Source organism: Methanococcoides sp. NM1, from assembly GCF_900774285.1.
Classification (GTDB): domain Archaea; phylum Halobacteriota; class Methanosarcinia; order Methanosarcinales; family Methanosarcinaceae; genus Methanococcoides; species Methanococcoides vulcani.
This window is the reverse complement of sequence record NZ_CAAGTW010000007.1, coordinates 19,258-45,362: the sequence shown is the minus strand read 5'-3', so window position 1 is coordinate 45,362 and position 26,105 is coordinate 19,258. Positions and strand designations below refer to the sequence as shown.

Annotated in this window: 30 protein-coding genes and 3 tRNA genes; 3 read left to right on the top strand and 30 right to left on the bottom strand. The window is 44.5% G+C overall.

Features of this window, described 5'->3' with window-relative positions:
• Positions 1-430 precede the first annotated feature (430 nt).
• Positions 431-2,764 (top strand): NosD domain-containing protein, encoded by a 2,334-nt coding sequence (locus E7X56_RS08065; RefSeq protein ID WP_135606284.1) that lies wholly within the window; start codon positions 431-433, stop codon positions 2,762-2,764.
• A gap of 376 nt (positions 2,765-3,140) precedes the next feature.
• Here the strand turns inward: E7X56_RS08065 and E7X56_RS08060 are convergent.
• The 22 genes from E7X56_RS08060 to E7X56_RS07955 all read right to left on the bottom strand — a co-directional run bounded on the left by E7X56_RS08060 (position 3,141) and on the right by E7X56_RS07955 (position 18,597).
• Positions 3,141-3,215 (bottom strand) — tRNA-Ile (locus E7X56_RS08060).
• Positions 3,216-3,237: 22 nt separating this feature from the next.
• Positions 3,238-3,310: transfer RNA gene (locus E7X56_RS08055), tRNA-Asn, on the bottom strand.
• A gap of 136 nt (positions 3,311-3,446) precedes the next feature.
• Positions 3,447-4,472, bottom strand: a complete 1,026-nt coding sequence (gene amrS, locus E7X56_RS08050; protein WP_135606283.1) for an AmmeMemoRadiSam system radical SAM enzyme — start codon at positions 4,470-4,472, stop codon at positions 3,447-3,449.
• A gap of 253 nt (positions 4,473-4,725) precedes the next feature.
• Positions 4,726-5,694: a polyprenyl synthetase family protein gene (locus E7X56_RS08045; RefSeq protein ID WP_135606385.1), complete on the bottom strand. Its 969-nt coding sequence runs from the start codon at positions 5,692-5,694 to the stop codon at positions 4,726-4,728.
• A 31-nt stretch (positions 5,695-5,725) separates the two neighbouring features.
• The gene (locus E7X56_RS08040; protein WP_135606282.1) at positions 5,726-7,069 is read right to left on the bottom strand and encodes an RNase J family beta-CASP ribonuclease; all 1,344 of its coding nucleotides are present in this window, start codon (positions 7,067-7,069) and stop codon (positions 5,726-5,728) included.
• 126 nt (positions 7,070-7,195) lie between these two features.
• Positions 7,196-8,275, bottom strand: a complete 1,080-nt coding sequence (gene fni, locus E7X56_RS08035) for a type 2 isopentenyl-diphosphate Delta-isomerase (RefSeq protein WP_135606281.1) — start codon at positions 8,273-8,275, stop codon at positions 7,196-7,198.
• 15 nt (positions 8,276-8,290) lie between these two features.
• A complete protein-coding gene (locus E7X56_RS08030) occupies positions 8,291-9,064 on the bottom strand; it encodes an isopentenyl phosphate kinase (RefSeq protein WP_135606280.1) in 774 nt (257 codons plus the stop codon).
• The gene (locus E7X56_RS08025; RefSeq protein ID WP_135606279.1) at positions 9,061-9,972 is read right to left on the bottom strand and encodes a mevalonate kinase; all 912 of its coding nucleotides are present in this window, start codon (positions 9,970-9,972) and stop codon (positions 9,061-9,063) included. The genes E7X56_RS08030 and E7X56_RS08025 overlap by 4 nt, the downstream gene beginning before the upstream one ends.
• Before the next feature lie 25 nt (positions 9,973-9,997).
• Positions 9,998-10,792: an MEMO1 family protein gene (locus tag E7X56_RS08020; RefSeq protein WP_135606278.1), complete on the bottom strand. Its 795-nt coding sequence runs from the start codon at positions 10,790-10,792 to the stop codon at positions 9,998-10,000.
• Positions 10,793-10,871: 79 nt separating this feature from the next.
• Positions 10,872-11,516: a 30S ribosomal protein S2 gene (rpsB, locus tag E7X56_RS08015; protein WP_135606277.1), complete on the bottom strand. Its 645-nt coding sequence runs from the start codon at positions 11,514-11,516 to the stop codon at positions 10,872-10,874.
• A 19-nt stretch (positions 11,517-11,535) separates the two neighbouring features.
• Positions 11,536-11,709 carry a DNA-directed RNA polymerase subunit K gene (locus E7X56_RS08010; protein ID WP_091690517.1) on the bottom strand — a complete coding sequence of 58 codons (174 nt, stop codon included), beginning with the start codon at positions 11,707-11,709 and terminating at the stop codon, positions 11,536-11,538.
• A gap of 210 nt (positions 11,710-11,919) precedes the next feature.
• Positions 11,920-12,025 (bottom strand) — tRNA-Pro (locus E7X56_RS08005).
• 2 nt (positions 12,026-12,027) lie between these two features.
• Complete coding sequence (locus E7X56_RS08000; RefSeq protein WP_091690516.1) at positions 12,028-12,216, bottom strand: DNA-directed RNA polymerase subunit N; 189 nt, start codon at positions 12,214-12,216, stop codon at positions 12,028-12,030.
• Positions 12,217-12,230: 14 nt separating this feature from the next.
• Positions 12,231-12,635, bottom strand: a complete 405-nt coding sequence (locus tag E7X56_RS07995) for a 30S ribosomal protein S9 (protein WP_135606276.1) — start codon at positions 12,633-12,635, stop codon at positions 12,231-12,233.
• A 13-nt stretch (positions 12,636-12,648) separates the two neighbouring features.
• The gene (locus E7X56_RS07990; RefSeq protein ID WP_135606275.1) at positions 12,649-13,068 is read right to left on the bottom strand and encodes a 50S ribosomal protein L13; all 420 of its coding nucleotides are present in this window, start codon (positions 13,066-13,068) and stop codon (positions 12,649-12,651) included.
• Positions 13,069-13,078: 10 nt separating this feature from the next.
• Positions 13,079-13,459, bottom strand: a complete 381-nt coding sequence (locus E7X56_RS07985) for a 50S ribosomal protein L18e (RefSeq protein ID WP_135606274.1) — start codon at positions 13,457-13,459, stop codon at positions 13,079-13,081.
• 134 nt (positions 13,460-13,593) lie between these two features.
• Complete coding sequence (locus E7X56_RS07980; protein ID WP_244603464.1) at positions 13,594-14,070, bottom strand: DUF2240 family protein; 477 nt, start codon at positions 14,068-14,070, stop codon at positions 13,594-13,596.
• On the bottom strand, positions 14,067-14,546 hold the full coding sequence (locus E7X56_RS07975) for a hypothetical protein (protein ID WP_244603463.1): 480 nt from the start codon (positions 14,544-14,546) through the stop codon (positions 14,067-14,069). Before E7X56_RS07975 ends, E7X56_RS07980 begins: the two co-directional genes overlap by 4 nt.
• 77 nt (positions 14,547-14,623) lie before the next feature.
• The gene (gene serA, locus E7X56_RS07970; RefSeq protein ID WP_135606272.1) at positions 14,624-16,195 is read right to left on the bottom strand and encodes a phosphoglycerate dehydrogenase; all 1,572 of its coding nucleotides are present in this window, start codon (positions 16,193-16,195) and stop codon (positions 14,624-14,626) included.
• A 228-nt stretch (positions 16,196-16,423) separates the two neighbouring features.
• Positions 16,424-16,699, bottom strand: coding sequence for a ferredoxin-thioredoxin reductase catalytic domain-containing protein (locus tag E7X56_RS07965; RefSeq protein ID WP_135606271.1), 276 nt, complete (start codon positions 16,697-16,699; stop codon positions 16,424-16,426).
• A 20-nt stretch (positions 16,700-16,719) separates the two neighbouring features.
• Positions 16,720-17,934: an FprA family A-type flavoprotein gene (locus E7X56_RS07960; RefSeq protein ID WP_135606270.1), complete on the bottom strand. Its 1,215-nt coding sequence runs from the start codon at positions 17,932-17,934 to the stop codon at positions 16,720-16,722.
• An 18-nt stretch (positions 17,935-17,952) separates the two neighbouring features.
• Positions 17,953-18,597, bottom strand: a complete 645-nt coding sequence (locus E7X56_RS07955; RefSeq protein WP_244603462.1) for a ferritin family protein — start codon at positions 18,595-18,597, stop codon at positions 17,953-17,955.
• Positions 18,598-18,721: 124 nt separating this feature from the next.
• On the opposite strand from E7X56_RS07955, the gene E7X56_RS07950 reads away from it, so the two are divergent.
• On the top strand, positions 18,722-19,825 hold the full coding sequence (locus E7X56_RS07950) for an inositol-3-phosphate synthase (protein ID WP_135606269.1): 1,104 nt from the start codon (positions 18,722-18,724) through the stop codon (positions 19,823-19,825).
• A gap of 8 nt (positions 19,826-19,833) precedes the next feature.
• Complete coding sequence (locus tag E7X56_RS07945) at positions 19,834-20,661, top strand: DUF429 domain-containing protein (protein ID WP_135606268.1); 828 nt, start codon at positions 19,834-19,836, stop codon at positions 20,659-20,661.
• Between the two features lie 117 nt (positions 20,662-20,778).
• Here E7X56_RS07945 and afpA read toward each other — a convergent pair whose 3' ends face one another.
• From afpA to E7X56_RS07905, 8 genes are all read right to left on the bottom strand, one after another.
• Positions 20,779-21,324, bottom strand: a complete 546-nt coding sequence (gene afpA / locus E7X56_RS07940; protein ID WP_135606267.1) for an archaeoflavoprotein AfpA — start codon at positions 21,322-21,324, stop codon at positions 20,779-20,781.
• 15 nt (positions 21,325-21,339) lie between these two features.
• On the bottom strand, positions 21,340-21,912 hold the full coding sequence (gene rbr, locus E7X56_RS07935) for a rubrerythrin (RefSeq protein ID WP_135606266.1): 573 nt from the start codon (positions 21,910-21,912) through the stop codon (positions 21,340-21,342).
• A gap of 52 nt (positions 21,913-21,964) precedes the next feature.
• Positions 21,965-22,663 carry an FAD-binding oxidoreductase gene (locus tag E7X56_RS07930; protein WP_135606265.1) on the bottom strand — a complete coding sequence of 233 codons (699 nt, stop codon included), beginning with the start codon at positions 22,661-22,663 and terminating at the stop codon, positions 21,965-21,967.
• The gene (locus E7X56_RS07925; protein ID WP_371413363.1) at positions 22,664-23,278 is read right to left on the bottom strand and encodes a flavodoxin family protein; all 615 of its coding nucleotides are present in this window, start codon (positions 23,276-23,278) and stop codon (positions 22,664-22,666) included.
• A gap of 31 nt (positions 23,279-23,309) precedes the next feature.
• On the bottom strand, positions 23,310-24,650 hold the full coding sequence (locus E7X56_RS07920; protein WP_256360057.1) for a cytochrome c family protein: 1,341 nt from the start codon (positions 24,648-24,650) through the stop codon (positions 23,310-23,312).
• Between the two features lie 202 nt (positions 24,651-24,852).
• On the bottom strand, positions 24,853-25,200 hold the full coding sequence (locus E7X56_RS07915; protein ID WP_091690500.1) for a carboxymuconolactone decarboxylase family protein: 348 nt from the start codon (positions 25,198-25,200) through the stop codon (positions 24,853-24,855).
• A 44-nt stretch (positions 25,201-25,244) separates the two neighbouring features.
• Positions 25,245-25,463, bottom strand: a complete 219-nt coding sequence (locus E7X56_RS07910; protein WP_135606263.1) for a DUF2180 family protein — start codon at positions 25,461-25,463, stop codon at positions 25,245-25,247.
• 5 nt (positions 25,464-25,468) lie between these two features.
• On the bottom strand, positions 25,469-25,723 hold the full coding sequence (locus E7X56_RS07905; RefSeq protein WP_091690498.1) for a DUF2180 family protein: 255 nt from the start codon (positions 25,721-25,723) through the stop codon (positions 25,469-25,471).
• Positions 25,724-26,105 lie beyond the last annotated feature (382 nt).

Here is a 26,105-nt window from a genome sequence, read left to right as displayed (position 1 = left end):
TCGAATTTGGTTCGAATCTTACAATCAGATTGAGTTTTAATTGGGCTGGTGTCTGATGGAGTTTTAGCGTTTTTTCAGTCCAATATTTTTGACTTTTTTATGCATTTAACAGTCTAAAAATATGACCCTAGGCAAAACAGGCCAGACACTTTTTTGATAAAATCGACTTTTACTAATTTCATTTTGTTAACGGCGTTAACGTACGCAGATATTCTTAACACGTTTTGCACAATATGATATATTCTTTAACAATGTACTTATAAAATCAGATATAATATTTTAATAGAGGTTCATATTCGGCTGTGGGGGCGGCAAGGTAGCACTGTGCCTTTATTGTACCTGATATTTATTGGCATGTTCTGCCTTATTGATAGTGATTTTCACAGATGTAGATGATCCTGAAGATTATTATAATAAGGTGGTGGAAGCAATGAGAATTAAACTAAGTATACTGATTTGTTTTGGAATAGCTTTAGTATTGATGACTGCAGGCACTGCTGCAGCAGCTACCTACACAGTGAACGACAGTACAGGTCCAATAGCAGATTTTACTTCGATACAGGCTGCAATAAATAATGCATCTGTAACTGATGGGGATACAATTCTTGTGTATCCAGGCACGTACAATGAGAACGTGGACGTGAATAAACAACTAAACATCACGTCAACAGGTGGCGCTGCCGTCACGAATGTCATTGCCACAACATCCGGCGACCATGTCTTCGACGTAACTGCTGATTGGGTGACCATCAGCGGATTCAGTGTAAGTGGTGCTACGGATGCGGGTATGGCGGGCATCTATCTGAATGGTTCCAACAATAGCATGGTGATCAACAACACGTTGTCGAACAATGCACACGGCATCCTTCTGATTGGTTCCAACTACAATAACCTGACCAACAACACAGCGCCAGGTAATGACGCCGGCATCGAGATGAGTGATTCCGACAACAACACCCTGACCAACAACACGCTGTCAGGCAATGTCTATGCCGGTATCTATATGTTTGAGTCCAGCAACAATACCCTGATCGGTAATGAGGCGACGTACAACGTTGGCAATGCCATCTGGCTGAGTTCCTCCGACTACAACGACCTGACCGACAACACGGCATCGTTCAGTACTGGCAATTTTGTCAATGGAATCTTTATGCAAAATTCCAACCACAACACCTTGACCGATAACACGGCATCGAACAACCCCAACGACGGTATCGATGTGGATGTCTCCAGCAACAACAACACCCTGAGCAACAACACGGTGGAGTTCAATGGACGTGGTATCATCCTGACTACTTCAAGTCACAATGAGCTGATCGGTAACACGGTATCGAACAACGGCGATTCCGGTATCATGCTGGATTCCTCCAGCAACAACGCCCTGACTAACAATGACGTGTTGAACAACGGTTACAACACAGGTTGGCCTGATAGGGATGGTATTTATCTGCGTAATTCCGACAACAACATGCTGACCGGCAACATGGTTTCGAACAATGGAGACGAGGGTATCGAGATGGATGATTCCAGCTACAACACGTTGGCCAATAACACGTGTTCGTATAGCAGCAGTGACGGTATCGATATGGAAGACTCCAGCAACAACAATAACCTGATCAACAACACGGTGGAGTACAACAGCGGTGGCGGCATCGAGCTTAGTGAATCCGACTACAACACGCTGACCAACAATATAGTGTCGAACAACTTTGCTGATGACGCTATCCATCTGGATAATTCCGACCACAACACGCTGACCAACAATACGGTGTCGAACAACGTTGAGGACGGCATCGATATAGAGCATTCCATCAATAACAGCGTGGTCGGTAACACGATGTCAGACAATACCGGATCAGGCATCGATCTGGATGATTCAGACTCCAACACGCTGACCGGCAACATGGTGTTAAGCAATGGTTATGTCGGCATTGAGATGGATTACTCCGACTACAATCTCATCTACAACAACTACTTCGACAACACGGATAATACTGAATTTACAAATATAAATTCAGGAAATATCTGGAATATCACAAAGACCGCAGGCACGAATATCGTGGGTGGTAGCTATCTTGGAGGTAACTACTGGTCAGATTATGCTGGTGTTGATGGCGATGGTGATGGTCTCGGTGACACTCAGTTCGATCTTGATGTCGGAAATAACATAGACCATCTACCACTGATCGATACCGTACCTCCTGCAAACATTACTAATCTCACGGTTGCAGGAAATACAAGCAGTTCCATCACCCTTTCATGGGACGCTTCACCTGACATGGATCATGTGGAACTGTGGAGGGATAATGTATACGTTATCGATGTGTTCGGTGTTACCCATGTAGATTCTGGATTGACTTCCGCAACATCCTATAATTACAGTCTGCGTCCGGTTGACGCTGCTGGAAATATAGGCAACTGGTCAAATTTAACGGCATCGACCCAAGTCTACGAAAGTAGACGTGGCGGTTCTTCCGGAGGTGTTGGCAATGCAACAATCATACCGATTCCGGAAGAAGCTGAAGAGCCTGAAGAAAATGTTACTTCCGGTTCAGATGCAATCGGTAATGCAACTATAGTAACTCCTGATGAGATAACTCCTGAAGAGGAAGTTGTTGAAGAAACTGATGGAACGGAAGATGACTCCGGGACAACTCCGGTAATCGGTATACTGCTGCTATTCTTCGCACTTTTGATAGTGTTCTTCATCTTATGGAAGAGAAGGAAGGAGAAGGAAGAAGAAGGATTGAGAAGGAAGGATTGATAACAAATCCTTCTAACTCTTTTTTTTGTTTTATTTCTGATCTTGGGTTACGCTCGTTTTGAAGCGATTGCAATACAATTGCTTATTATGAAAGTATGCATACTTCCTTGTGTGATGCTTAGTACCGGTGGGCTGTAGCTTTCCAACCGATGCAATCCTGCTTAATTTGTGCCCGGCCCCATACAAAATAAGCAGTAGTTTAACTCAAACTAATTTCTGTCATCTAGGCGAGAAATTAACGGCTGGTATAGTCTGGTTTAATTTCTGCCCGAGGCTACACATTTACCACTGAGGTTAAGTACAAAAAAGACAGAGAATTATATACCTAATTCTTGCAAATATCGATATCTGCTTAGGACTTTCTGAAGAAATTGAGTGGGCCTAACCGGATTTGAACCGGTGATCGCCCGGTTATGAGCCGGGCGCTCTAACCTGACTAAGCTATAGGCCCTCAAAAAAGAATAAGTAGAAAACGCCGCCAACAGGGCTCGAACCTGCGACATTCTGGTTAACAGCCAGACACTCTACCAGCTGAGTTATAGCGGCACTTGATTGCGCTTCAACGCACGATTTCTCCTAATGCAGTTATGGAATTTAAACCTTTTGTTCGAAAACGCAAAAAAGCCCGCAACAAGCAGGAAATTTAGCAATTTTGAGCCATGGTACCGCCTCAAAATACCCTTCAAAGACCGCCGTATTCGCCATAGATGTTGATAGATTCCCCACAATTGCGACACTTGTGCTCCGGAGTTATATTATACTCGCCCACATCGAAGAGTCCACGCTTTATCAGCAGTTCACCACAGGAAGGGCAATATGTACTCTCATACTGGTGACCGAATACGTTTCCAATGTAAACGTACTTCAAGCCTTCATCCAATGCAATACCATGAGCCATCTCAAGCGTTTCCACCGGTGTCGGTGGCAGGTGCTTCATTTTATAATGTGGCTGGAAGCGAGTAAAGTGTACAGGAGTATCGGCACCCAGATTTTCATATACCCAGATGGAGAGTTGCCGCAACTCATCCTCGGAATCGTTCAGTGTCGGGATGATGAGATTTATGACCTCCACATGCATTCCGAGTTCCTTTGCCAGTTTTGCAGATTCCAGCACAGGTGCAAGCTTTGCACCGACGGTCTCCTTGTAGAACTCTTCCGTGAATGCCTTGATGTCCACCCTGAAAGCATCAAGATAAGGAGATATGTGCCGCAATGCTTCCGGAGTGATGTAACCATTGGTCACATATACCGTTCCCAGTCCAGCTTCCTTTGCCAGCTTTGCAGAATCATAAGTGTACTCATACCAGATGGTCGGCTCGTTGTAGGTCCAGGCAATGGAGCCAGAACCTGTCGCAATGGCCCTGTCCACTGCTTCCTGAGGAGTTATTTCCACGGATACAGCCTCATCCAGCTTGACTTGGGAAATGGTCCAGTTCTGGCAGTGCTTGCACCTGAAATTACATCCGATGGTACCCAGGGAATAAGCCTTTGAACCCGGTTTAAAGTGGAACAATGGTTTCTTCTCTATCGGATCAACTGCCTCACTGGAAACTGTGTTGTAGATCAGGGAATAAAGCGTACCATCACGGTTCTCCCTTACCCCGCAGATTCCTCTCTTACCCGAAGCTATCTTGCACCTGTGATTGCAAAGGTTGCATCGTACTTTCCCCTCATCCAATTTTTCATAGAACATTGCCTCTTTAAGCATTAGAATTCCCCAGAACAACATTATCATAGATGCTTAAAAACCCTTCTTTGAATAGAATGGAACGAGATGAGATGAAATTGAGTGGAATTAAGAAGAGTGGAATAAAATGTAATAGATTAGACTAGTGTGAATGGAGTTGAATGGAATCGACAGGACTAGAGTAGAATAAGGATTAAAACAAAAAATATAGCAAAAAAGAAGAAACATTCCCCTCCACCATGGAAGGGAAAGGAAAGGAAAAGAAAAGAAAAGATCAATAGTTCCTGGTCACCATGTAGTCTGCTATAGCAAGCAGAAGGTCCTTTGCTTCAGAGTCCTCAAGAATATCGAGCATCTTTTTACCATTTTCAAGGTAAGATGCGGAAAGTTCCTGTGCATACCCAATAGAACCGGATCTTTCAAGTATGGCAACTGCCTCATCTATCTGCTCTGGTGTGACAGCCTCACCTTTTCCGAATATATCAAGCTCAACACCATTGTTGAGAGCATGAATAGCTATCAGTGTCCTCTTGCCTTCTATAAGGTCACTTCCACGGACCTTGCCGAGGATCTCTTCAGGGGTCACCATGTCGATGACATCATCCTGTATCTGGAAACTGATACCTACAAGGCGACCAAACTCATAAAGTGCATCTGCAACCTCATCGGAAGCTCCGCCAAGCAGGGCACCGACCTTTGCTACTGCACCATAGAGCACAGAGGTCTTCTTCTCCACCATCTCAAGATACTCTTCTTCTGAAACAGAATCACGGGTCTCGAAATCAATGTCCATCCACTGCCCTTCACATATTTCAGTACATGTTTTTGAAAGAAGAGCAACACACTTCAATATGCGTTCAGGATCCTTTTCCATAGATGAAAGGATCTCAAAAGCCTTGGAATAGAGAGTATCCCCTGCAAGGATAGCACCTTCACTACCCCACTTTACATGGACAGCAGGCATTCCACGCCTGACATCATCATTGTCCATTATATCGTCATGGACAAGGGTGAAATTGTGAACCAGTTCCACAGCTACTGCTGCCGGAACAACTGACATGGGATCGCCACCCACAGCTTCAGTTGCAAGCATAAGGACTGCAGGACGGAGACGTTTCCCACCTGCATCCGGCAAGTATCTTGATGCTCTGTAAAGCTCTTCAGGATGCGTGATAGGGAGCAGTTCACCTATTCCCTTATCAACATGCACACTTCGTTTTTTAATTTCATCCATAAGATCCATACTAACCACGACCATATTATAATTCAAATAATCATTCTTCAATATATAGTTCTTCACCATTCCTCAACAGGTGTACGGTATCGCCCAGGACGTATCCGGCATCTTCTGCCATCTCAATATAAGCACTGTGCATCTCGATAGTACCATGCGCAGGGATGACGTGTTCCGGATTGATCAACCTCAGAAGCTCCCAGTGATCCTCACGATAGGCATGTCCGGAAACGTGCACATTATCATAGATACGGCCACCCTTCATTCGAAGCTTGGTCTCCAGTGCATAACGGTTTGCCTGGGTCATTGGACTTGGGATCACATTTGCAGAGAAGATTATACGATCTCCAGACTCAACCTCATAAGGAGTATTACCATTTGCAACTCGTGAAAGAATAGCACCAGGTTCACCCTGATGACCGGTTACAATAGGCAGGTATTTTTCCTTACCTTCTTTCATGATCTTCTTGAACGCCTTATCGATATCCTTCCTCTTACCGTAGATCTCTACATTATCAGGGAAATCAATGTATCCCATATTCTTTGCAGTTACTACATACTTGTCCATGGAACGACCCATCAATACAGGAATACGACCCATCTCTTCAGCGAACTGGATGATCGAGTTAATACGGGCTATGTGGGAAGCAAATGTCGTTACGATCATCCCAACATCGGATTCCTCCGTACCAAGAAGTACATCACGAACCATGTCATGAGCGATCCTCTCAGAAGGTGTTTTTCCTGCACGGTTTGCGTTGGTACTCTCTACCATCATACAGATAACGCCTTCCTGTCCGAGTTCCCTGAGCCTGTCAAAGTCCGGCTGCTCACCCAGCGTAGGTGTACGGTCAAGCTTGAAATCACAAGCATAAAGTATAGCACCAGCTGGTGTGTGGACTGCTACAAACACAGCGTCGATTATACTGTGCTGGACACGTATCAGCTCAATAGATACATCATCATTGACCTGGTAGATACCACCTGCTTCAACAGGGATGATCCTGTTCTTTACACCGAACTTGCGCTCAGAGTCTATCTGCTGCTTAACAAGAGCAACGGTGTACGGAGTACCGATGATCGGTGCAGTGTACCTGTGTGCAAGCTTTGAGATAGCACCAATGTGATCAAGGTGCCCATGTGTACAAATGATAGCAGCAACGTTGCCGTTGACCTGCTTCATGATAGTATCATCAGGTATAGCACCCATTTCGATCAGTTCAAGAGAATGCATCTTATCAATTTCCACATCCTCATGGATCTGGACCCTATCCAATCTAAGACCCATATCTACGATAATGATGTCTTCGTCAACCCTTATAGCAGTCATGTTGCGGCCCATTTCATTATATCCGCCAACTGCTATTATTCCAATATCTGTCATATTTTCCTCCAATAAATTTAGGTTACTTTCAATACAAATTATTCCTTTGGTCCCTTGACCAAAAAATGAATGTGAATTGTTGTTGTCGTTTTGATCCTGATCGCTCTTTTACAGATACGACCTTACTTAAAGTTCAATTATGTCAAAACCACGCTGTGTTATGTATTCCTTTGTCCAGCCTGTGACCACGGTATTTGAATCAGTGCGAAGTTCACTGACAGTTCCACATCCGCAAAGGAACATTGCAACTCTCAGTTCATTGAGCATGCCTGACAAACTTTCTACCACCGCATCTTTCCCAATTAGTGCAGGCCCAACAAAAGGAAGCGCTGCACTTGCAGCATATGCTCCCAGAGAGAGGGATTTTGCAATATCAAGGCCTGTCCTGACACCACCTGTAGCTATCACAGGAAGTGAACTTCTGCATTCAAGCACACTGGAAACCGTAGGAATACCAAAATCCCAATATAGGTTTCCCAGATGTTCGGATACTGTATCACCGCTTTCATTTGCCCGATAGACTTCCACGCCGGACCAGCTGGTTCCGCCAACTCCTCCAACGTCTATTGCACTGACACCTGCTCTTTTAAGCATTTGTGCATCTTCTTTGGAGATTCCTGCACCTGTTTCCTTTGCAATGATCGGGACCTTCAATGAGCATACTTCTTCTATAGCTTCAAGCACACCGGTAGCATCCCTGTCACCTTCAGGCTGTATGGCCTCCTGTAGGAAATTAAGATGAACTGCCATTGCGTCCGCATCCAGCATTTCCACAAGCCTTTCAATGGCTTCCATATCGTATTCCCTGAGCTGGGCTGCCCCGATATTTCCATAGATAAATGCATCTGGTGCCACATCGCGGACGACACTGAATGAATCTTCCTGCTCAGGGTCCTCTATGGCAGCCCTCTGGCTACCCACGCCAATACCAACACCCATTTCTTCAGCAGCTTCTGCAAGTGCTGCATTTACCGGCTTGGTATCCGGGTGGCCACCGGTTATGGATGCTATCAAAAAAGGTGCCTTCAGTTCCCGTCCAAGGAATTTGGTGGATAGATCGATCTCGTCCATATTGATCTGAGGCAGTGCTTTGTGTACAAGCATCACATCATCGAATCCTGATGTGACATCCCTTGATTCTACCGGACGCTGCGCACAAAGCTCGAGATGTTCTATCTTTCTCTTGGATGTACTCAAATTTATCAAACCTGTAAATGTATATTATGAATCTTTAATTGCAGTCCCGATATTTTCACCATTCAGAAAACTCGAAACATTCCCTGCAACTGTTGCATTGAATATATATGAAGTTATACTTGATGCTTTTCCAAGCTCCAGCATCTCAAGCACTTTCCCAAGCATGCCACCGGTCACATCCGTACCTGCCGAGCCACCGATATACCTCTTCACATATTCAAAATTTCCCGAAGTGATCACAGGAATAGTGTTGCCTTTATCGTCAAGGACACCATTTGCAGCACTGCCAACACCGATGCGGGAAGCACCAAGTGCCGTTGCAAGATAAGGTATTACCTGATCACCTGATACAATAGATACGCCTTTTTCAGTATCCATTACTACATCACCATGTAATACCGGCACAAGACCCTTTTCAAGCATCAAACGAATACTTCCCAGATACATCTCTGAGATCCTGCCATCCTTTGCAACAGTGCAACCCATTGGATGCACTGCGATCGCATTGACACCTTCTTCATCCAGGATGTCCACGACGATCCGGTTCAATGATTTTACAGCCTTGTGGGTGACAACAGCACCCACTGCATGGAACCTTTCGGTAAGTGCATACCTCTTCGCCTGAGGATGACCAAATGAACCAGCCCCATGCACAATGATAAGTTTTCCTTCAAATCCTGAGATCTCACGCGCAATGCGGACTATCTCCTCTTCCCAGGCAAGACCATCCTCCGAATTCTTGTCGGTGATGACGCTCCCGCCAATTTTCAATATTGTGATATCGTTTGTTGAACTCACAGGGATTCCACCCTTACACCAATATCCGTTGCTTTTGTCACAACAACTTCCCCGCCTGCAATAGCAATGGCAGCAGCTACACCATCTACACATTCATGCGGAGCGATCGCCACCATACAGCCACCGCCTCCGGCACCGGTTATCTTTGCACCATATGCACCACTGTTACGGGCAGCATATGTAAATGAGCTTAATTCAGAACAGCCCACACCAATAGCATCCAGAAGACCCTGATTTATATTCATGAGCTTGCCTATGGAAACATAATCCTTTGCATTCACAAGATCCTCGCCTGTAACTGACATCTTCCCGATGGATGACAGAACAGGACCGATAACGTCAGGGAAGCTCTCGTTAAGTTCTGCAACGTTTGCTACAAGCTCCTTTGTGGAAGAGAAGATATTGGTGTTACCGATAACGATGCCACAGTCAATAAGATCAAGTCCCTTGCGTTGGGGGATCATGACAACACCACCCATGGTGCAGACATATGTATCTGTCTGACTTGCAGCACCCTGTATCCTCTGCTCGACCTCATGTCCCATTCGCGCAATATCATCAAGCTCAAGATCAGTACCAAGCAAAGCATCCAATGCCTTTATTGTTGCTATAGTAACAGCAGCAGACGATCCAAGTCCGGAACCAACGGGTATATCAGACTCGATGCTGATGCTTACACCTTCAAGAGAGGATATATCCTGGAAACGCTCTACAACCGCTGAAACATAAGGGTGGGTTTTAAAGTTAATGACTGTAGTCCCGAGGCTGGAACTAATAGTAATGGAATCTGCAGGGGCAACACTTACACGTGTGCGTATATCCACTGCACAACAGATAGCGGGTTCACCGTAAACTACGGCATGTTCACCGAAAAGATAGACTTTCCCCGGTGCGGAACATGTGATCATCTTCAAAGCCCCTTTGTACAGAATATCATTCCACAATGATGCCAGCATATCCTACAACCATAGGGTCGCCTGAAACCTCTCCGCTTGTGGCGTATTTGACCAATTTGGTGCTCTTTGCACCATATTCCTTTGCAGCACTCAACATTGCTGAGATCGGACCATATCCACAGGCTGTGATGTTCTCCTCAGATCTTCTGCGATAAAGTTCAGGTACATCCATATCCAGAATAGCTTCTATCAGGTAATGGTCTACACGCTCAGCATGCTCTGCCGGAACATAATGTGACATATCACTTGATGCAATGAAAACTACCTTCTTTCCGGACTCTTTGGCTGCACGTGCAACTTCCTGACCTACTTCCACAGCAGTTTCCTCATCCTGCAAACCCATGCATATAGGCAGGATCTTGAAATCATTCCCGAACCTGTGCTGAAGGAAAGGTATCTGTACTTCTATAGAATGCTCGTACCTGTGAGCGATCTCATCCATATCGATAATGGTACCTGCAAGAAGTTTGCCAATATCTTTGTCGGTTTCGATCTCCCCAAGTGGGGTCTTCCATATATCCTGTGACATTGCCACAGGGGACCCATACCCTGTATGGTTCGGTCCAAAAAAGATGTACGTATCAGCTTTAGGCAAGTTTGCATAAACATTTGCTGCAACTGACCCTGAATACACATATCCTGCATGAGGGACCACTGCTCCGATCACATCACGAGGAGTGATCTCAATGCCATTAAAACATCTGGAAACCTCTTTTTTAAGGGTCTTCGGACTTAGCGGATAGAACTGGCCTGCAACGGTTGGTTGTCTCATACTATTGTCACCTCTTACGCCCCCCAATGGAACATCTACTGTATGAGTAATGGTGCAACGAAAAATGAGAACAGGTCGTTTAAAGACCTGTTTCAAAATCGGTTAGCTCGTAGTTGAAAGGAATGCCCCTTTCATTTGCAACTTCCCTTGCAACCAGCCAGTACACAAGAGAAAGTGCTTTCCTACCCTTGTTGTTGGTTGGGATAACAAGATCGACATTGGATGTCATGTTGTTGGTATCACAAAATGCTACTACAGGAATGCCCACGCTGACAGCTTCCTTAATTACCTGTGCATCTCCTGCAGGGTCTGTAACAATAACTGCATCTGGCTCATAGAAGCCTTCCTGTGCAGGGTTTGTGAGAGTACCGGGGATGAACCTTCCAACTCTTGAAACTGCGCCTATTGCCTTGGAGAACATGGTTGCAGGATACTGACCGTACTGACGTGCGGATACAACAAGTATTCTGGATGGGTCATATTTTGAAAGGAAATGTGCAATTGATCTGATCCTCTCATCGGTTGACTGGATGTCAAGCACGTAAAGGCCATCTGTCCTTACACGGTAGACGAACTTCATCATGTTCTGGGTCTTCTGCTGTGTACCAATGTGTACACCTGCTGCCAGATACTCATCGATAGGCACTAATGATGTTGATTCGTTTGCTTCCTGTGCTGCTGCGCTTTCTTCAGCATTAACTTCAATATTTTCTGTAGATTCCATAAATTCACCTCAATTATTCTTAATTTCTCTTCACTGTAACTGGTATAACACCTTTCTCAAATTCCAATGTGGCTATGTGCAGCGAATCAGTGCTATCATCTTCGATCAGTATTGGAGCTTCCATTGCTATCTGAAGTGATCTTGCACCGATGATCCTTGCACGCTCATATCTAGTAAACTTCTCTTTGCTCAACTGATCACCTTATAAAAAGTCCGTCATTAGAAAGAACGATTTGGATATATCGATAAGTGATATTATATATTAACAAATAACCATGAACCAAAAGTAGTTTTATTCATTTGTTAGTTTGGTCTGTTAAATATGAAATAGCATTCGGAATCCCTCCGAATATGGTCATATACAACCTCTGCTGCCTATAGGTCATCCCTGTAAAGGGAATCATGGGACCGCTGAGATTTGAACTCAGGTACCGGCGTGGTTCGCACAGACTTGAAAGAAGAGCCGTGTCCCGAACGCCGAAGGATGGTCCAGGCTACCCTACGGCCCCTTTCACTGATACGGAGCCATTATATCCACAAGGTTGACGTGTGCAAGGAACATACGCCTGCAGCAGTATCTTGTGAAGTTAAGATCATCAAGTACCGCAGCAGGATCTTCTCCATCCTTTACACGCCTGGTATACTCTTCCCAGCTTCCTGCAATTACTTTTCCACATGTGAAACAGCGAACTGGAATCATTGTAACTACCTACCTTACCTGTAAGATTTCTGATATTTAGCGCGAGCGCCAGGTCCACCGAACTTCTTGGTCTCCTTCTGTCTGGAGTCGTTGACCAGAAGGTTCCTGTCGTATGCCATAAAAGCATCCCTTAGGTCGGTGTCGTTGGTCCACTCAACAATACCTCTTGCGATAGCAGTTCTGATCGCATTTGCCTGACCAATGATGCCGCCGCCACTTACCTTAACATCAATGTCAAGGCCGGAAACTGCATCTCCTGCCAGCATAAGAGGTTCGATTATCTTAAGTTTTGCAAACTCGGGTTCATAGATCTCAACAGGTTTCTTGTTGACCCTTGCCTTCCCTGTACCTGCAGAAACTGTTGCACGTGCAATTGCAGTCTTATTTTTACCTGATGAATTGATAACTTTAGTAGACATGAATAAATCTCCCTTAGAACTTAGCACCTAATTTGCGGCTTACATCACCAATGGTCACATACTTGTTAGAACTTAAACGCGTCATGTTTGCTCCATCGACAGTTGTAAGTTCTTCCCCCTCGACCTCTGCAGGAATTCCTACGTAGACCTTAAGGTTAGCCATTGCTTCCTTGCCCCTTGCGCGCTTGTATGGAAGCATTCCCCGGACAGTCCTCTTGAGGATCCTGTCTGGTCTTTTTGGGAAGTAAGGACCGAATTCACGTGTGCCCATGTTCCTGATCTCATCATACTCTTCAAAAGTGGTTACCTTTGAACCGGAGATTACAGCATTCTCGGCATTTACAATTGCGATCTTCTCACCTGCAAGCAGTCTCTTTGCAACGTTACTTGCAAGTCTGCCCATAATTAAACTATTTGCATCGATTACCGTCATTTGAAACACCTCACTTCAGGATCTTGATACCAGAACCTGCTGGATTTTCTTCCAGAACCTGTTCAATGGTCATGCATTTTCCACCTGCACTTGTGATCTTATCAACAGCAGTTGTGCTGAAACCTAATGCTGCAACAGTTACAGCATGTCCCAGTACACCGGCACCCAGTACTTTACCAGGAATCATTACCAGTTCATTCTCTGCTGCATACCTGTTGATCTTGCTCATATTTACCTCAGCATAGTTCCTGTTAGGTTTCTCGAGCCTCTTTGCCATATCTTTCCAGATCGGTGCGTCGTTGTCACGTGCTGAGTCTTTCAGCACTGCGATTAACGATGGAATTCTTGGATTGGTTTTCCGTGAGATTTTAGCTTGTGTTTTTTTTCCCATAATGTCCCTCCGCAAGATTTTCTTACTCACGCATTTCTGCGTTCGAACATCTTTGAAGATGCATCAGTTAATAATTAACTGGAGTTGCACATAATTATATTAATAGTACATAAAGATTATGCGAAATACGAATGTTAGTGTTGATCAGAAATACCTGATACTCTTTGATAGACCTCATCGAAAAGGTCCCCGGCATCACATCCCAGGTCATGAGCCACCAGCAAAGCTGCTACTTCCGCATCAATAAGACCTGCCAGAGAATCCTGTTTAATATTTATGCGTGAAGCAACCTCTTTTTTGCTCATACCGCTATTTGTAATGAGAAGGTCCATTATCTTCTCAATATTGCCTTTTTCCCGAAAGATATCTTCAGATGGTTTGAACCCTGCAGGAATATCCACTGCATCAGCATCCATGTTCAGGACAAGTTCACCATTTTCAAATTTAAGGATGGAAGACATGATGGCCTGATCCCTGACCTTTGATGCCTGTGCCGGAGACATCCATTTAAGGTCAAAGGACAAAGCAAATTCAAAATCCTTTATAGAAAGAGAAGATGTGGCATTCTTTTTGAAAGGTGAAGCCACCACCAGGCTAAGTTCATCCATCATGCACCACGTCGAAGTTCATCTATGATCGTGTCTGCCACCCGGCCACATTCAGTGCGCTCCTGACCATCTATGTGGTTGACCCTCAAGGTAAGTACCTCAGACTCAAGGATAGCACGCACAAGATACACATCACCCCTTATAGGTACCCGATTATACTTCCCATCAAGATAACTATAGGCGAGAGTCATCCTGAAATCAATGATACCTTCAGGTTCGATCGTATCGATCACAGAATCTACGGTCTCGTAGTTAAGAGGAGCAAAATCCATACTGTTCATCGCGACCTCAACACCGATCTCCCTTTTTGCCTGAATACGATGCCCTTTCTTGGTCGTGGATTCTGTCACGAACATTCCGAATTTGCCATCCATTCCTGCCATGACCTTTACAAAAAAAGGCAGGTCGGAATAGTAACGGTGCTTCTGCTCGAACTGGACCTCCCTATGAGGGAATCGGTGGTATACGCGCTTTCTCATCATATGTGATCAATACTCCCATTTGATCCGAAAATAATAACATGGGCGTATTAACCCATGCATTGGTGACATATAAATTAAAGTGTCACAAGTGTTGCATCAAGTATGCCGTCAATTCCACGGATCTCATCAAGGATCCTTTCTGAAACCTCAGCATCCACATTAAGTGCCATTATAGTCTGTCCACCAACCTCCACACGTCCGACCTGCATACCGGAAATATTGATGTTGTTATCACCAAGAACCATACAGCATGGTCCGATAACATTTGGCCGGTTGATGTGGTTAGAAACGATCATGAAACCTTTCGGAACCAGATCTACATGCTGACCGTTGATCGTTATGATCTTTGGTTCACTTCCCACCACAGCACCTGTAACAGACCTGGAATTGGAATCCTGGAAAAGCTCGATACGAATAGTAGAAGCATACTCATCAGATGTCTCAGACTTGCTTTCCACAACTTCAACATCCCTTGACTTTGCAAGAGCCGGTGCATTCACATAGTTCACAGCAGAACCCAATGCAACCTCAAGAACACCCTTAATAGCCGCAACTGTCACAGCCCTTGTGTCCTTTTCAGAGATCTCGCCTTTGTAGGAGATCTCGATCTTGTCATAATTTGTACCCAGGAGCTGTGCTGCTGCACTTCCCAGGGTTTCAGCAAGGCCTATATATGGAGCCAGTACAGCCATGACCTCAGGTTTGACAGCAGGAATATTAATAGTATTACGAGCAGAGCCGCCGTTTAGGACAGAAATTACCTCTTCAGCAACAGAAACTGCAACATTTACCTGAGCTTCCTCAGTAGAAGCACCCAGATGAGGCGTCACGACCACATTGTCAAGACCAATGAAAGGACAGTCAAATGGTGGTTCGCTGGTGAAAACATCAATAGCAGCGCCTGTGATCTTACCTGCTTTAAGTGCATCGGCAAGAGCCTCTTCGTTTATGATACCGCCACGAGCACAATTGATCACCCTTGCAGAGCTCTTCATCAGGTCGAACTGAGCTGCATCAAGGATATTACGTGTCTCTTTTGTAAGCGGTGTGTGAACAGTAATGAAGTCTGCCCTCTTTGCAATATCATCAACAGTCGTAAGCTCGACACCCATAGCCTTTGCACGTTCCTCTGTAATGAAAGGATCATATGCAAGAATATCCATCTCCATACCCTGTGCACGTTTTGCAACCTCAGCACCAATGCGGCCAAGACCAATAACTCCAAGTGTCTTGCCATTGACCTCGACACCCATGAAGTTCTTACGCTCCCATTTCTTTGCTTTAAGAGAAGCGTTTGCCTGAGGAATGTTCCTTGCCATGGACATCATCATAGCAATAGTGTGCTCTGCTGCTGAAAGCATGTTACCTTCAGGTGCATTAACAACAATGATCCCTTTTTCAGTTGCAGCATCAATATCAATATTATCTACACCAACGCCGGCCCTTCCGACGATCTTAAGATTGTCTGCAGCTTCGATGACCCTTCTTGTTACCTGAGTACCGCTGCGGATCACAAGAGCATCGAAATCAACGATCTTCTCTACAAGCTCATCCTCTGAAAGACCTGTTGAAACATCGACGTCAAAATGCTCCTGAAGTTTTGAAACTCCTTCCTCTGATAATGAATCACTTACCAATACTTTCATTTTTTGTATCTCCGGATATGATCAATGATCTGTGATATTAATATGGGCACTAACTACTGTTTATGCCTGTCCAATAATGATAAACTGTGCCCTTCATCTATCATAAAACACATCCTTCTAAATATAGCTAACTATCCTATAGATCAATTAAGCAGGGATCATTGCGATAACATAATCCCTATTCAAAAAGATGAGACTAAATAAAGTTTGAAAGGACCACAAGGCCCTTTATTTGATGTACAGACCACAGCGGCATGAACCGCGCATCTCTACATCACGACTGCGAGCAGCACATGGACAGATGATCTTCTTGTCCTTTTCCGCATCCCCCGACCTCTTCTGACAGAAACAATACAATTCACCAAATTCACGTTTGTTGTTACAAATACCCTTTACAGCAGTGGTGATGATATCATAATCCGGATTCAGTTTATATCCGGTTGCTTCTGCATTTTTCTTTGATTTTTGATAGAATTCTTCCTCAAGTTCGCCTTCAAATTTCATTTTCAATCACTTCCTTATATTCAATTAGCTTTATTCAATGCAAGTTCTGCAAGTCTTATACCAAGATTCCTGCAAGTCTTAAGATCATCTTCATAAGGCCTGTACTTAACCTGCAGGCCGGGTTCCGTGATGTCAAAACCAGATGTCTTTAGCATTTCCTCCACGCCCTTTACCGCACCGCCGCCCCAGCCATATGAGCCAAATGCAACAGCACTTTTATCTTTAGGACGAAGCCCCTTTAGATATGTCAGGAACCCCGATACTGTAAAGAACATAGTACCATGCATAGTAGGAGATCCAAGAGCAATTACAGGAGAGAACATCAACTCCTTTACCATCATGCTCCAGTCATTCTTACGCAAATGGAAAAGCTTAGCTTCAACGCCGCCCTCACGGACGCCCTCGAGAATTTCCTTTGCCATGATCTCAGTACTATTCCACATAGTATCATAAATGACCAGTACTTTTGGAATTACTTCCCTTTTTGCCCACCTCAGATAAGCTTCTACGATACGGGAAGGATCCTCCCTCCAGATCACACCGTGCGATGGTGCGATCATATCAAATTCAAGACCAAGATCTGCGATCTTCTCAGCATACTTTAGGACCTTTGACCCAAATGGCATCAGGATATTAGCATAGTAAATAGCAGCATCCTCAATAGCACCGCCCTCCACTTCATCCTCGAACCTTACGGAGGTAGCAAGATGCTGTCCGAAAGCATCGTTGGAGAATAGTATCTTATCCTCTTTCAGGTAGGTCTGCATACTATCCGGCCAATGCAGCATTGGAGTTTCAATGAACATCAAGGTACGTGAACCGATATCAAGTTCATATCCGGTATCCACAACCTCAAAATCCCAGTTTCTGCAGCCACCAGCCTCATAATGTTCATTCAAACCGGTCTTACCATGCTTTGTGCAGAAAACCTTAGCATCCTTTGCCAGCTCCATGATCGCAGGCAGACCACTTGAATGGTCCATCTCCACATGGTTTGAGATCACATAATCGATCTTAGACGGATTGACGATCCTGCGTATCCTCTCGATCATCTCAGGAGCAAATTCCGCTTTCACAGTATCTATAAGTGTTATCTTTTCGTCGACGATAAGATAAGCGTTATATGTACCACCTTTAGGAGTTGCATAGCCATGGAAGTCGCGCAGGTTCCAGTCAACAACCCCTACCCAGTAAATGCCTTTTGCAATCTCAAGATTTTCATCTTTTTGACCCATGAAATATACCTCAAAGGATCAGGTCTGCATCCTGAAACCTGTAACTGATGCAAGCAATCCGTCGATCAGGTCGTAGTGACCCCTTTCGACTGCAGCAAGATTTTCAAAGAATTCGCGTTGTCCGGAATCAGAAGATACACTTGAAAGCATCAGGTAAAGGTCTTCGGTCTTTCGCTCAAGCCGCATGGCAGCCAGCATCACACCAACCTCACCAAGGTCCTCACCAGTGAACTCTGAAGCGAATGCTTCCTTGAAATCAGGCATATCTGTGTCCTCCTCAATGGAAAGATATTCACCTTCCAGATAACTTTGCAGATATTTAGCATGTTTCTTTTCTTCTTCTGCAAGGTACAGGAACATGTCTTTGGCAGCAGGATCTGTGGCAGATTCTGCAAACTCCAGATAGAAATCCCTGCCCTGGTCCTCAAAAGAGATTCCCAGCTTCACAGCATCTTCAACGGAACCGATATTTCCCACATCAGATAATTCGTTTGATACATCCTGAATAATACCATCTCCTTTTATTGTATATTGCCAAAGAAATAACAGGCATAACTTGATACCTGCGTTTGTTTCCCCATCAGTACAGAAATGAACTTCCCCAAAAAAGAAACGGCTTTCACGACTTAAAAACCTTTCTGAAAGCAGGAAACATAAAGCCACATGTACTTCCAGGAAGCCGTCTTTGTTAGAAACCTTTTTATTTGACTGTAAACATTAGGACATTGCATAACGATTAATATATTTTATATCATCAATATCGTTCACTTTAGTAAGAGGAAGTGTTATGGACAAAATAAAAATCGCAATCGCAGGAATCGGTAACTGCGCAAGTTCACTGATCCAGGGCCTTGAGTACTACAAAGACAAAGCGGAAAAAGATGCGATAGGATTGATGCATTGGGATGTTGGCGGGTACAGACCTTTTGATATTGAAGTAGTAGCAGCATTCGACATTGATGAGAGAAAGGTTGGAGAAGATGTTGCAGATGCTATTTTTGCAGCCCCTAACTGCACAACAGTCTTTTGTCCCGATGTGCCAAAGACCGGCGTAAAGGTCACGATGGGAAACATCAAGGATGGTGTCTCCGAACACATGGTGGACTATGAAGATGACTACAGGTTCGTCCCTTCCACCGAGAAGGAAGCCACAGACGAGGAGATAGTCTCCACATTAAAGGAATCCGGCGCAGAGATCCTTTTGAACTTCCTTCCGGTAGGTTCTGAAATTGCAACTCGTTTCTATGCACAATGTGCACTGGATGCTGGAGTTGCTTTTATCAACAACATGCCAATATTCATCGCCAGTAATCCTGAATGGGCACAAAAGTTCGAAGAAAAGGGACTCCCGATCATAGGGGATGACATAAAAGCTCAGCTTGGAGCTACCATTACACACCGAACCCTTGCAGATCTTTTCAGGAAGAGAGGAGTTAAAGTTGAAAGGACCTACCAGCTTAACACAGGCGGTAACACAGACTTCCTCAACATGCTCAACAGGGACAGGCTTTCTTCCAAGAAGACATCAAAGACAGAAGCTGTGCAGTCAGTGCTTGCCGAGAGACTGGATGATCACAACATCCACGTCGGACCAAGTGACTACGTACCATGGCAGCAGGACAACAAGCTATGCTTCCTCAGAATGGAAGGTAAGCTTTTCGGCGATGTGCCAATGAACCTCGAACTCCGCCTTTCAGTGGAAGATTCACCAAATTCCGCAGGCGTGGTCATCGATGCAATCCGCTGCTGCAAGATAGCATTGGACAGAGGAACAGGTGGAATACTTTACTCCCCAGCATCATATTTCATGAAGCACCCACCAAAACAGTTCCCTGACGATGATGCATATCGCATGACAAACGAATTTATCGAAGGTAAAAGAGAAAATTAAAGCTCCCGATGCCCTCATCCCCTGCCAACCCGAAAACCCTTGTTTATGGGGTAGACTTCAGCGGTTCAAAGACCGCATGTAAGAAAATATGGGTCAGCAGGGGCACGATACATAAAAGAACACTTCATATCAGCAGTTGTTGCCCAATATCCGACCTGATGCCCGAAAGCATCAGGAAGGAAAGGGATAACTGCCTTGCTTTTCTCCAGGACCTTATTTCAACTGAAACAGAGGCTATCTTCGGCCTTGATTTCCCATTCGGACTGCCTGAAGCAATACTCAACGGCCAGGATTGGGAAAGTTCAATACTGAATTTTTCGACCAAATATGAATCTCCTGATGACTTTCGTGCCAAATGCCGTAATAGCACGGGCAACAAGGAGATAAAGCGTACAACTGACCATCAGAAAAAAGCTCCTTTTTGTGTTTACAACCTGAGGCTTTACAGGCAGACATACTATGGCATCAGATACATACTGCAACCATTGCTAAAGAGAAAGGCTGCCCGCATAATACCAATACAGAAACCACTGCAGCATAAGGCTTCCGTAGCAGAGATCTGCCCTGCCTGTACACTCAAGAGAAATGGTATTTATGTACCCTACAAAGGAAAGAACAACAGGGAACTGGAAAACCGCCGCATGATACTATCCGCTATAAAGAAATGGAAAATTGAACTTGAAGAGGAAGTCATGAAAGCGGCTCTTGAGGATACAGAAGGTGATGCCCTTGATAGCATAATTGCAGCATATGCATCCTATCGTGCATTGCAGGAGATGGCAACTGACATGCCCTTAGCAGAAGAATACATTTCAGAAGGAATGATCTACGACTAAGGATAAATTAAAGAGATATCTGATTAAAGAAACATAAGATCAAATCCGATTAACAAAATAATTAGTAAAAAAAAAGAGAGGAGGAGTATTTCCCCCGGCATGAACTCAACAAAATACTTATTCTTTATCCAGACCCACAAGAGCATAGAGGTCTTCGGGTTTCTCAAGCAATGTGATATTCTCCATCTGTGCGAGTTTTTCCGAATTGGACACATCCACCTCACGCATCTTAAGTGTCATCTTCTTTCCGTTTGGTGCAACCGTATCCACAGTTCCTCTTTTCTGGTCAACTGCCAGAATATAAATTGGAGTATCACCCTTGGCAGTCTGGGCAACTACATTTGTTACCAGCGAGTCGGCAATACCATAGACGATCTTGGCAACACTGTTCGCTGTAGCCGGTGCAATGATAAGAGCATCATAATGACCTATCTGAAGAGGACCGGCAATAAATGGTGAGTTCGGACCGGCATCGGTCTTGAAGTTGGGGAAATCCCTCTGGATATTATCCCACATGCGATACCATTTCATTATGGTCTCCCCTTCCTTCGAAAGGAAAACCATGAACTCGATATCGGTACGTTCTTTAATATCATGCATTACTTCATAAGTTTCAGCGATCTGGTCTCCCGAACCTGTAATACCCCATGCTATACGTTTCATATTACAACCTCACGATCAATAGTTCTCAGCCATTACCTCGAAATAGCCCTGTGGATGTGCACATGCAGGACATTCTTCTGGAGGTTGCGGACCTTCATGAATGTATCCGCAATTGCGGCATCTCCATGCAACAGTACCGTCTTTCCTGAAGACCATTTCATGATCTATGTTAGCAGCAAGTTTACGGTAGCGCTCTTCATGACCTTTCTCTGCGATAGCGATGTGCCTGAACACATCTGCGACCTCAGGGAAACCTTCCATATCAGCCACTTCTGCAAACTCCGGATACATTGTTGTGTGTTCGTAGTTCTCGCCTTCAGCAGCAGATTCAAGGTTGGCTCTTGTATCGGAGATGACACCTGCTGGATAGGAAGCTGTTATTTCCACCATACCACCTTCGAGGAACTTGAAGAGTCTTTTTGCATGCTCTTTCTCATTGTCAGCAGTTTCAGCAAAGATGGCAGATATCTGCTGGTATCCTGCCTTTCTTGCAACTGATGCAAAGTAGGTATACCGGTTCCTTGCCTGAGATTCACCTGCAAAAGCCTTCAACAGGTTCTTTTCGGTTTCAGTTCCTTTTAATTCCATATAATCCACCTCATTTTATCATAGTTCGAACAACAGTGTTAATAAATACATCTCATAGTCCCACAAATGCTTCCTTCTTGATCTGTTTTTTAGGCACACCCATGTTAAGTAGCAATTCTTCCGTTGCTTTCATCATCGCCGAAGGACCACATACGTAGATAACACGTTCCATGAGATCAGGGATGTAATCCATGATAATAGTATCACATATACGTCCTGTACAACCCAGCCAGTCGTCTCCCGCACGCGTCAGGGTATGCACAACCTTGAGGTTGGCATTTTTATTTTCCATTTCCCCCAGTTCATCCCTGAATGCAATATCTTCAGCTGTTTTATTACTGCTCAGAATAATGATATCCGTGCCTGACCTTGTGTCACTGCAATACCTGCAGATGCTGACCAGAGGAGTGATACCAATACCACCACTGATAAGAGCGATCTTATCGAACTCACCTTCGAAAGTGAACCTTCCATATGGACCGTTTATGACTACAACATCACCTACATCCATAGAATCAAGCTTATTAGAGAACTCATGTCCTGTGAGCTTCTTGGTAAATTCCAGAAAGCCATTTTCAGTCGGACTGCTTGATATTGTGAAAGGCTTGCGCTGGACCTCACCGTTTACAGGAATACTGACAAAGAAATACTGTCCAGCTTTATACCCGAAGTCGTCAGGCCTTTCGAACCTGAAGCTTTTAACATCGTGAGTCTGTTGTATTATCTCAGTAAGAGGTGCTTCAAATTCCATTTACTTGCCCTCCATAGATGCATTCTTTACCATCTGAGTTGTCTGAATCAGCTTGCGGACGGTCTTTCGCATACTCCTCAAACCTTCCTCATCTGCATCCACACCCTCAGCACCTTTGTCTTGTGACCAGAAAGTGCCTCCAAGATTTGAACCAAAGGAACCGCCGGACACGGGGAGCATCTCATTTATGATATAAAAATTGTGAATGGTCTGCAAAGCCGGCTCCTGCCCACCTATGCGATCACCACCATCAGCCATACCTGCTCCAACTTTGTTCATGAACACTTTCGGATCACGGGCAACCACAGCGCGGCACCGGTCCATCATAACTTTCGTCTGCCCGCTAAGCGTTCCCTGGTAGACGGGAGTGCCGATTATCCAGGCATCTGCCCATTGCATCTTATCATAGAGTTCCAGCATGTCATCCTTATGTATGCAACCCTGTTTGGTCCGGATGCAATGATCACAATGGATACAGAACTTCAGGTCCTTTCCTTTTGCAGAGAAATATTCAGTTTCCACATCATATTTCTCCTCAGCAAATTCCAAAGCCGCCCTGACCATGCGATCTGTTGCCTTCTTTCGAGGGCTCCCGGATATTCCAAGCAGTTTTATTACATTACCAGGTATGTTAATTCCTCCAACGTTATTTTTTGGTCCTGCAGATACAAACCACTGCGATCAGGGACATTACAAGCAAGAGTGCACCAAAACCAGGCGTCGGTTCAGATGGAATATCAGCCTCACCATTGATAGAGCCATAGGCATTAGCCATATCGATCACAGGAACATCGTAAGTACCTTCACCAAATAGTTCGTCTACCATATCCTGCGGTGCAGAACGATATAATAACTTTGCTTCAACAAGTATCGGATCCACCGCATCTTCGGGCATGACGAAAGAATGGGATTCAACTTCAGTTTCTTTCGGAAGGATCCTGTTATCAGAAACAATGGATTCAGCTTCCCACAATTTTGTAGTAATCTGCCCGTCAGGATCAGCAAGGACAGTATGATATATGACCGCATCTTCGATGTTGCCTTCCGCATCGAGCCGTCCTGAACCATACAACTGTTTTCCTTCAGCATCGGTAACAGAAACCTCCAGCCACATCTGCCTAACCTCAGCAATACCTGTTGGAAGCTTATGTCCGGCTCCGGAATTGGTTATTGAGACATCAATGGTGATATCTTCACCCGAACTTGCATCTTCCGGCACAGATACTTCAATTATTGCAGCCTTCTGGAGCCTCTCCTCGGCCTTTTCACCATATAGACCATCGCTAAGGACCTCCAGCATGAAGACATTTCCCCCAACTATTTCATGTATGGAGATATGCTCCCTCTTCGGAGCACTGGATGCAGATCTTCCGGGGTTTGCCTCAAATTGTGTTATTCCAGGAGTCATGTGGCAATCCTGACAGGTAACTTCCTCCTCAGCATACTGGCTGTCTGCCCAGGATGTGTAGGTGTCATCAAGAGGCAGACCATTGAAAGGACTGTTCACATTGTGACACATTCCACAATATTCAGCTTCTGTGTAGAACTCATTGAACTCCGACTCGTGGAAGGCCGAAGGTGCATCATCAAGTGGTCCCCACTTTACATCACCGGGACTTGAAACAAATGCACCGTCACCGATACCTGCACCTTCAGGGACAGTATGACAGAGATCACATTGAACACCTTCTAACGCCACATCACTTGCCATAGAACCATCGATTGGAGGAACTTCACCAGCCAATACACCTATAGGTGTGTGGCAGCGTGAACAGAATTCATCCGTCTGGCCACCGGTCTCTTCACTTGCCATTAGCAATTCTGCCTGATAAAGTGGATCAGTGTAGGCGTAAGCATGCATACTCCCCTGCCATTGACTACGTATTATAGCATGACAGTTGGCACACTTTGACTGGCTTACGAAGTCATCCGAATCAAGTTCACCAACAGAGGTAGGTTCTGCTGCAGTAGCAGTACCTGTGACCAGCAGGACGAACGATGCGAAAAGTAACAGGATAAAACAATAGTGAATAGACCTTATGCGAAATCCCCCTCGATAGATTGTAGCGATATATAATTGAAAGAAATAATTGAAAGAGGGACAATCCTTAAAAAAAGAGGAACGCAGGAAAAAATGCGATCCTTTATGGATTGTACCTTTTGTTCCACTAGAAAAGTGGAAGGATAGGTTATTTTAACAACTTCAGTGCATCGCGGCATGCTGCAATAGCAGGTGCCCCTGATGTGATGGATATCACTTCCATTGTTTCCATTATCTCTTCTTTTGTTGCACCGTGCTTTAATGCGCTCTTCATCTGTGCCACAGTACATGATTCACATTGCTTGGATGCCACAACAGCAAGAGCCATCAAGATCTTTACTTTTGCCGGAAGGGCACCGTCGGATAGTATATTGTGGTCACATCTGCTATATTTCCTGACAAAATGAGGATCTATGGCCTCCAGTGTTTCAAGGATTTGTGGCGTAAAGCCCATCTTTTCCCCGATACTTTCTATTACTTCCCTGCTTTCACTCATGTCTGATCACTCCCTTTAAAATGATAAGTACCCCATAATGAATATCAATCGAATGCATCAACTATTGTATTGCTCAGACAGTAGTTGCACATGATCCTTGGAAGAGCATTGTGCAAGCGTGTGACCTCAGGTGGTTTTCCAACAGAAACAGGAAGTACAAGTTCTTTCGAATGATCCATGCAAAGACCTTTTCCACATACGATACAAACAGCTACAGCTTCAGTGTCTTTGCCTTCTTCCATACAGTCATAACATTTCATCATGATACTCACCTCACTTGTTTTCCACTAGGGTTTTCCACTAAGGCATCATGGCATGGAGTGCACAATATCTTAAGCAGTGGTTGCATGTCCTTTAGTTTACAGGAATCACCCATGCACCTGAGCCTGATGTCAAATTCACCATCCCATTCAGGAATCTTCTCACGCACAAGATGGTCTTTACAAACCCCTCTGCCACATACGATGCAGATACCTACGGCATCTGAGTCTTTTCCGTTCTTTGCACATTCATAGCATTTCATTCGATCACCTGATTCTTTTTCGAAAAAGTGCTTTTCCAATATTACTCAACATCTATACTGCACAGGATATTTTCCCGAAAGGCATCAGCAATACATGTCATGATAATGATTTATGAGCACAATAAAAGGAAATGTTTTGACAGTTGCCTGAAAATACATTCCATCAACACAATTCCCAAATGTATTGAAAGATAACCCCGGAAAGTCCCTGGAATCACATATTATGGATTCGTCCTTACTCTTAAAAATAGGTTAGATCAATATTTATACATATCGGCATTTGCACAAAGGACTGCCAGAAAGCTACAGGCAAAAGAAAAAGCCATATAAAGATAATCTTTCGTAAAAATATAAAACTATTTCTATAATTATTCTACAATTT

Excerpts from the sequence above, each read along its gene's own strand:
- E7X56_RS07950 (WP_135606269.1), top strand. The coding sequence starts at position 18,722 with ATGGACAAAATAAAAATCGCAATCGCAGGAATCGGTAACTGCGCAAGT.
- E7X56_RS07930 (WP_135606265.1), bottom strand. The coding sequence starts at position 22,663 with ATGGAATTTGAAGCACCTCTTACTGAGATAATACAACAGACTCACGAT.
- amrS (WP_135606283.1), bottom strand. The coding sequence starts at position 4,472 with ATGCTTAAAGAGGCAATGTTCTATGAAAAATTGGATGAGGGGAAAGTA.
- serA (WP_135606272.1), bottom strand. The coding sequence starts at position 16,195 with ATGAAAGTATTGGTAAGTGATTCATTATCAGAGGAAGGAGTTTCAAAA.
- E7X56_RS07980 (WP_244603464.1), bottom strand. The coding sequence starts at position 14,070 with ATGATGGATGAACTTAGCCTGGTGGTGGCTTCACCTTTCAAAAAGAAT.
- E7X56_RS07990 (WP_135606275.1), bottom strand. The coding sequence starts at position 13,068 with ATGACGGTAATCGATGCAAATAGTTTAATTATGGGCAGACTTGCAAGT.
- E7X56_RS08020 (WP_135606278.1), bottom strand. The coding sequence starts at position 10,792 with ATGAGACAACCAACCGTTGCAGGCCAGTTCTATCCGCTAAGTCCGAAG.
- E7X56_RS08065 (WP_135606284.1), top strand. The coding sequence starts at position 431 with ATGAGAATTAAACTAAGTATACTGATTTGTTTTGGAATAGCTTTAGTA.
- E7X56_RS07965 (WP_135606271.1), bottom strand. The coding sequence starts at position 16,699 with ATGAAATTTGAAGGCGAACTTGAGGAAGAATTCTATCAAAAATCAAAG.
- E7X56_RS08000 (WP_091690516.1), bottom strand. The coding sequence starts at position 12,216 with ATGATTCCAGTTCGCTGTTTCACATGTGGAAAAGTAATTGCAGGAAGC.
- E7X56_RS08040 (WP_135606282.1), bottom strand. The coding sequence starts at position 7,069 with ATGACAGATATTGGAATAATAGCAGTTGGCGGATATAATGAAATGGGC.
- E7X56_RS07960 (WP_135606270.1), bottom strand. The coding sequence starts at position 17,934 with ATGGGTCAAAAAGATGAAAATCTTGAGATTGCAAAAGGCATTTACTGG.
- rpsB (WP_135606277.1), bottom strand. The coding sequence starts at position 11,516 with ATGGAATCTACAGAAAATATTGAAGTTAATGCTGAAGAAAGCGCAGCA.
- E7X56_RS07915 (WP_091690500.1), bottom strand. The coding sequence starts at position 25,200 with ATGAGTGAAAGCAGGGAAGTAATAGAAAGTATCGGGGAAAAGATGGGC.
- E7X56_RS07910 (WP_135606263.1), bottom strand. The coding sequence starts at position 25,463 with ATGATGAAATGTTATGACTGTATGGAAGAAGGCAAAGACACTGAAGCT.
- E7X56_RS07905 (WP_091690498.1), bottom strand. The coding sequence starts at position 25,723 with ATGAAATGCTATGAATGTGCAAAGAACGGAAAAGACTCAGATGCCGTA.
- E7X56_RS07985 (WP_135606274.1), bottom strand. The coding sequence starts at position 13,459 with ATGGGAAAAAAAACACAAGCTAAAATCTCACGGAAAACCAATCCAAGA.
- E7X56_RS08025 (WP_135606279.1), bottom strand. The coding sequence starts at position 9,972 with ATGATCACATGTTCCGCACCGGGGAAAGTCTATCTTTTCGGTGAACAT.
- afpA (WP_135606267.1), bottom strand. The coding sequence starts at position 21,324 with ATGAAACGTATAGCATGGGGTATTACAGGTTCGGGAGACCAGATCGCT.
- rbr (WP_135606266.1), bottom strand. The coding sequence starts at position 21,912 with ATGGAATTAAAAGGAACTGAAACCGAAAAGAACCTGTTGAAGGCTTTT.
- E7X56_RS07945 (WP_135606268.1), top strand. The coding sequence starts at position 19,834 with ATGCCCTCATCCCCTGCCAACCCGAAAACCCTTGTTTATGGGGTAGAC.
- E7X56_RS07975 (WP_244603463.1), bottom strand. The coding sequence starts at position 14,546 with ATGAGAAAGCGCGTATACCACCGATTCCCTCATAGGGAGGTCCAGTTC.
- E7X56_RS07995 (WP_135606276.1), bottom strand. The coding sequence starts at position 12,635 with ATGTCTACTAAAGTTATCAATTCATCAGGTAAAAATAAGACTGCAATT.
- E7X56_RS08045 (WP_135606385.1), bottom strand. The coding sequence starts at position 5,694 with ATGGATCTTATGGATGAAATTAAAAAACGAAGTGTGCATGTTGATAAG.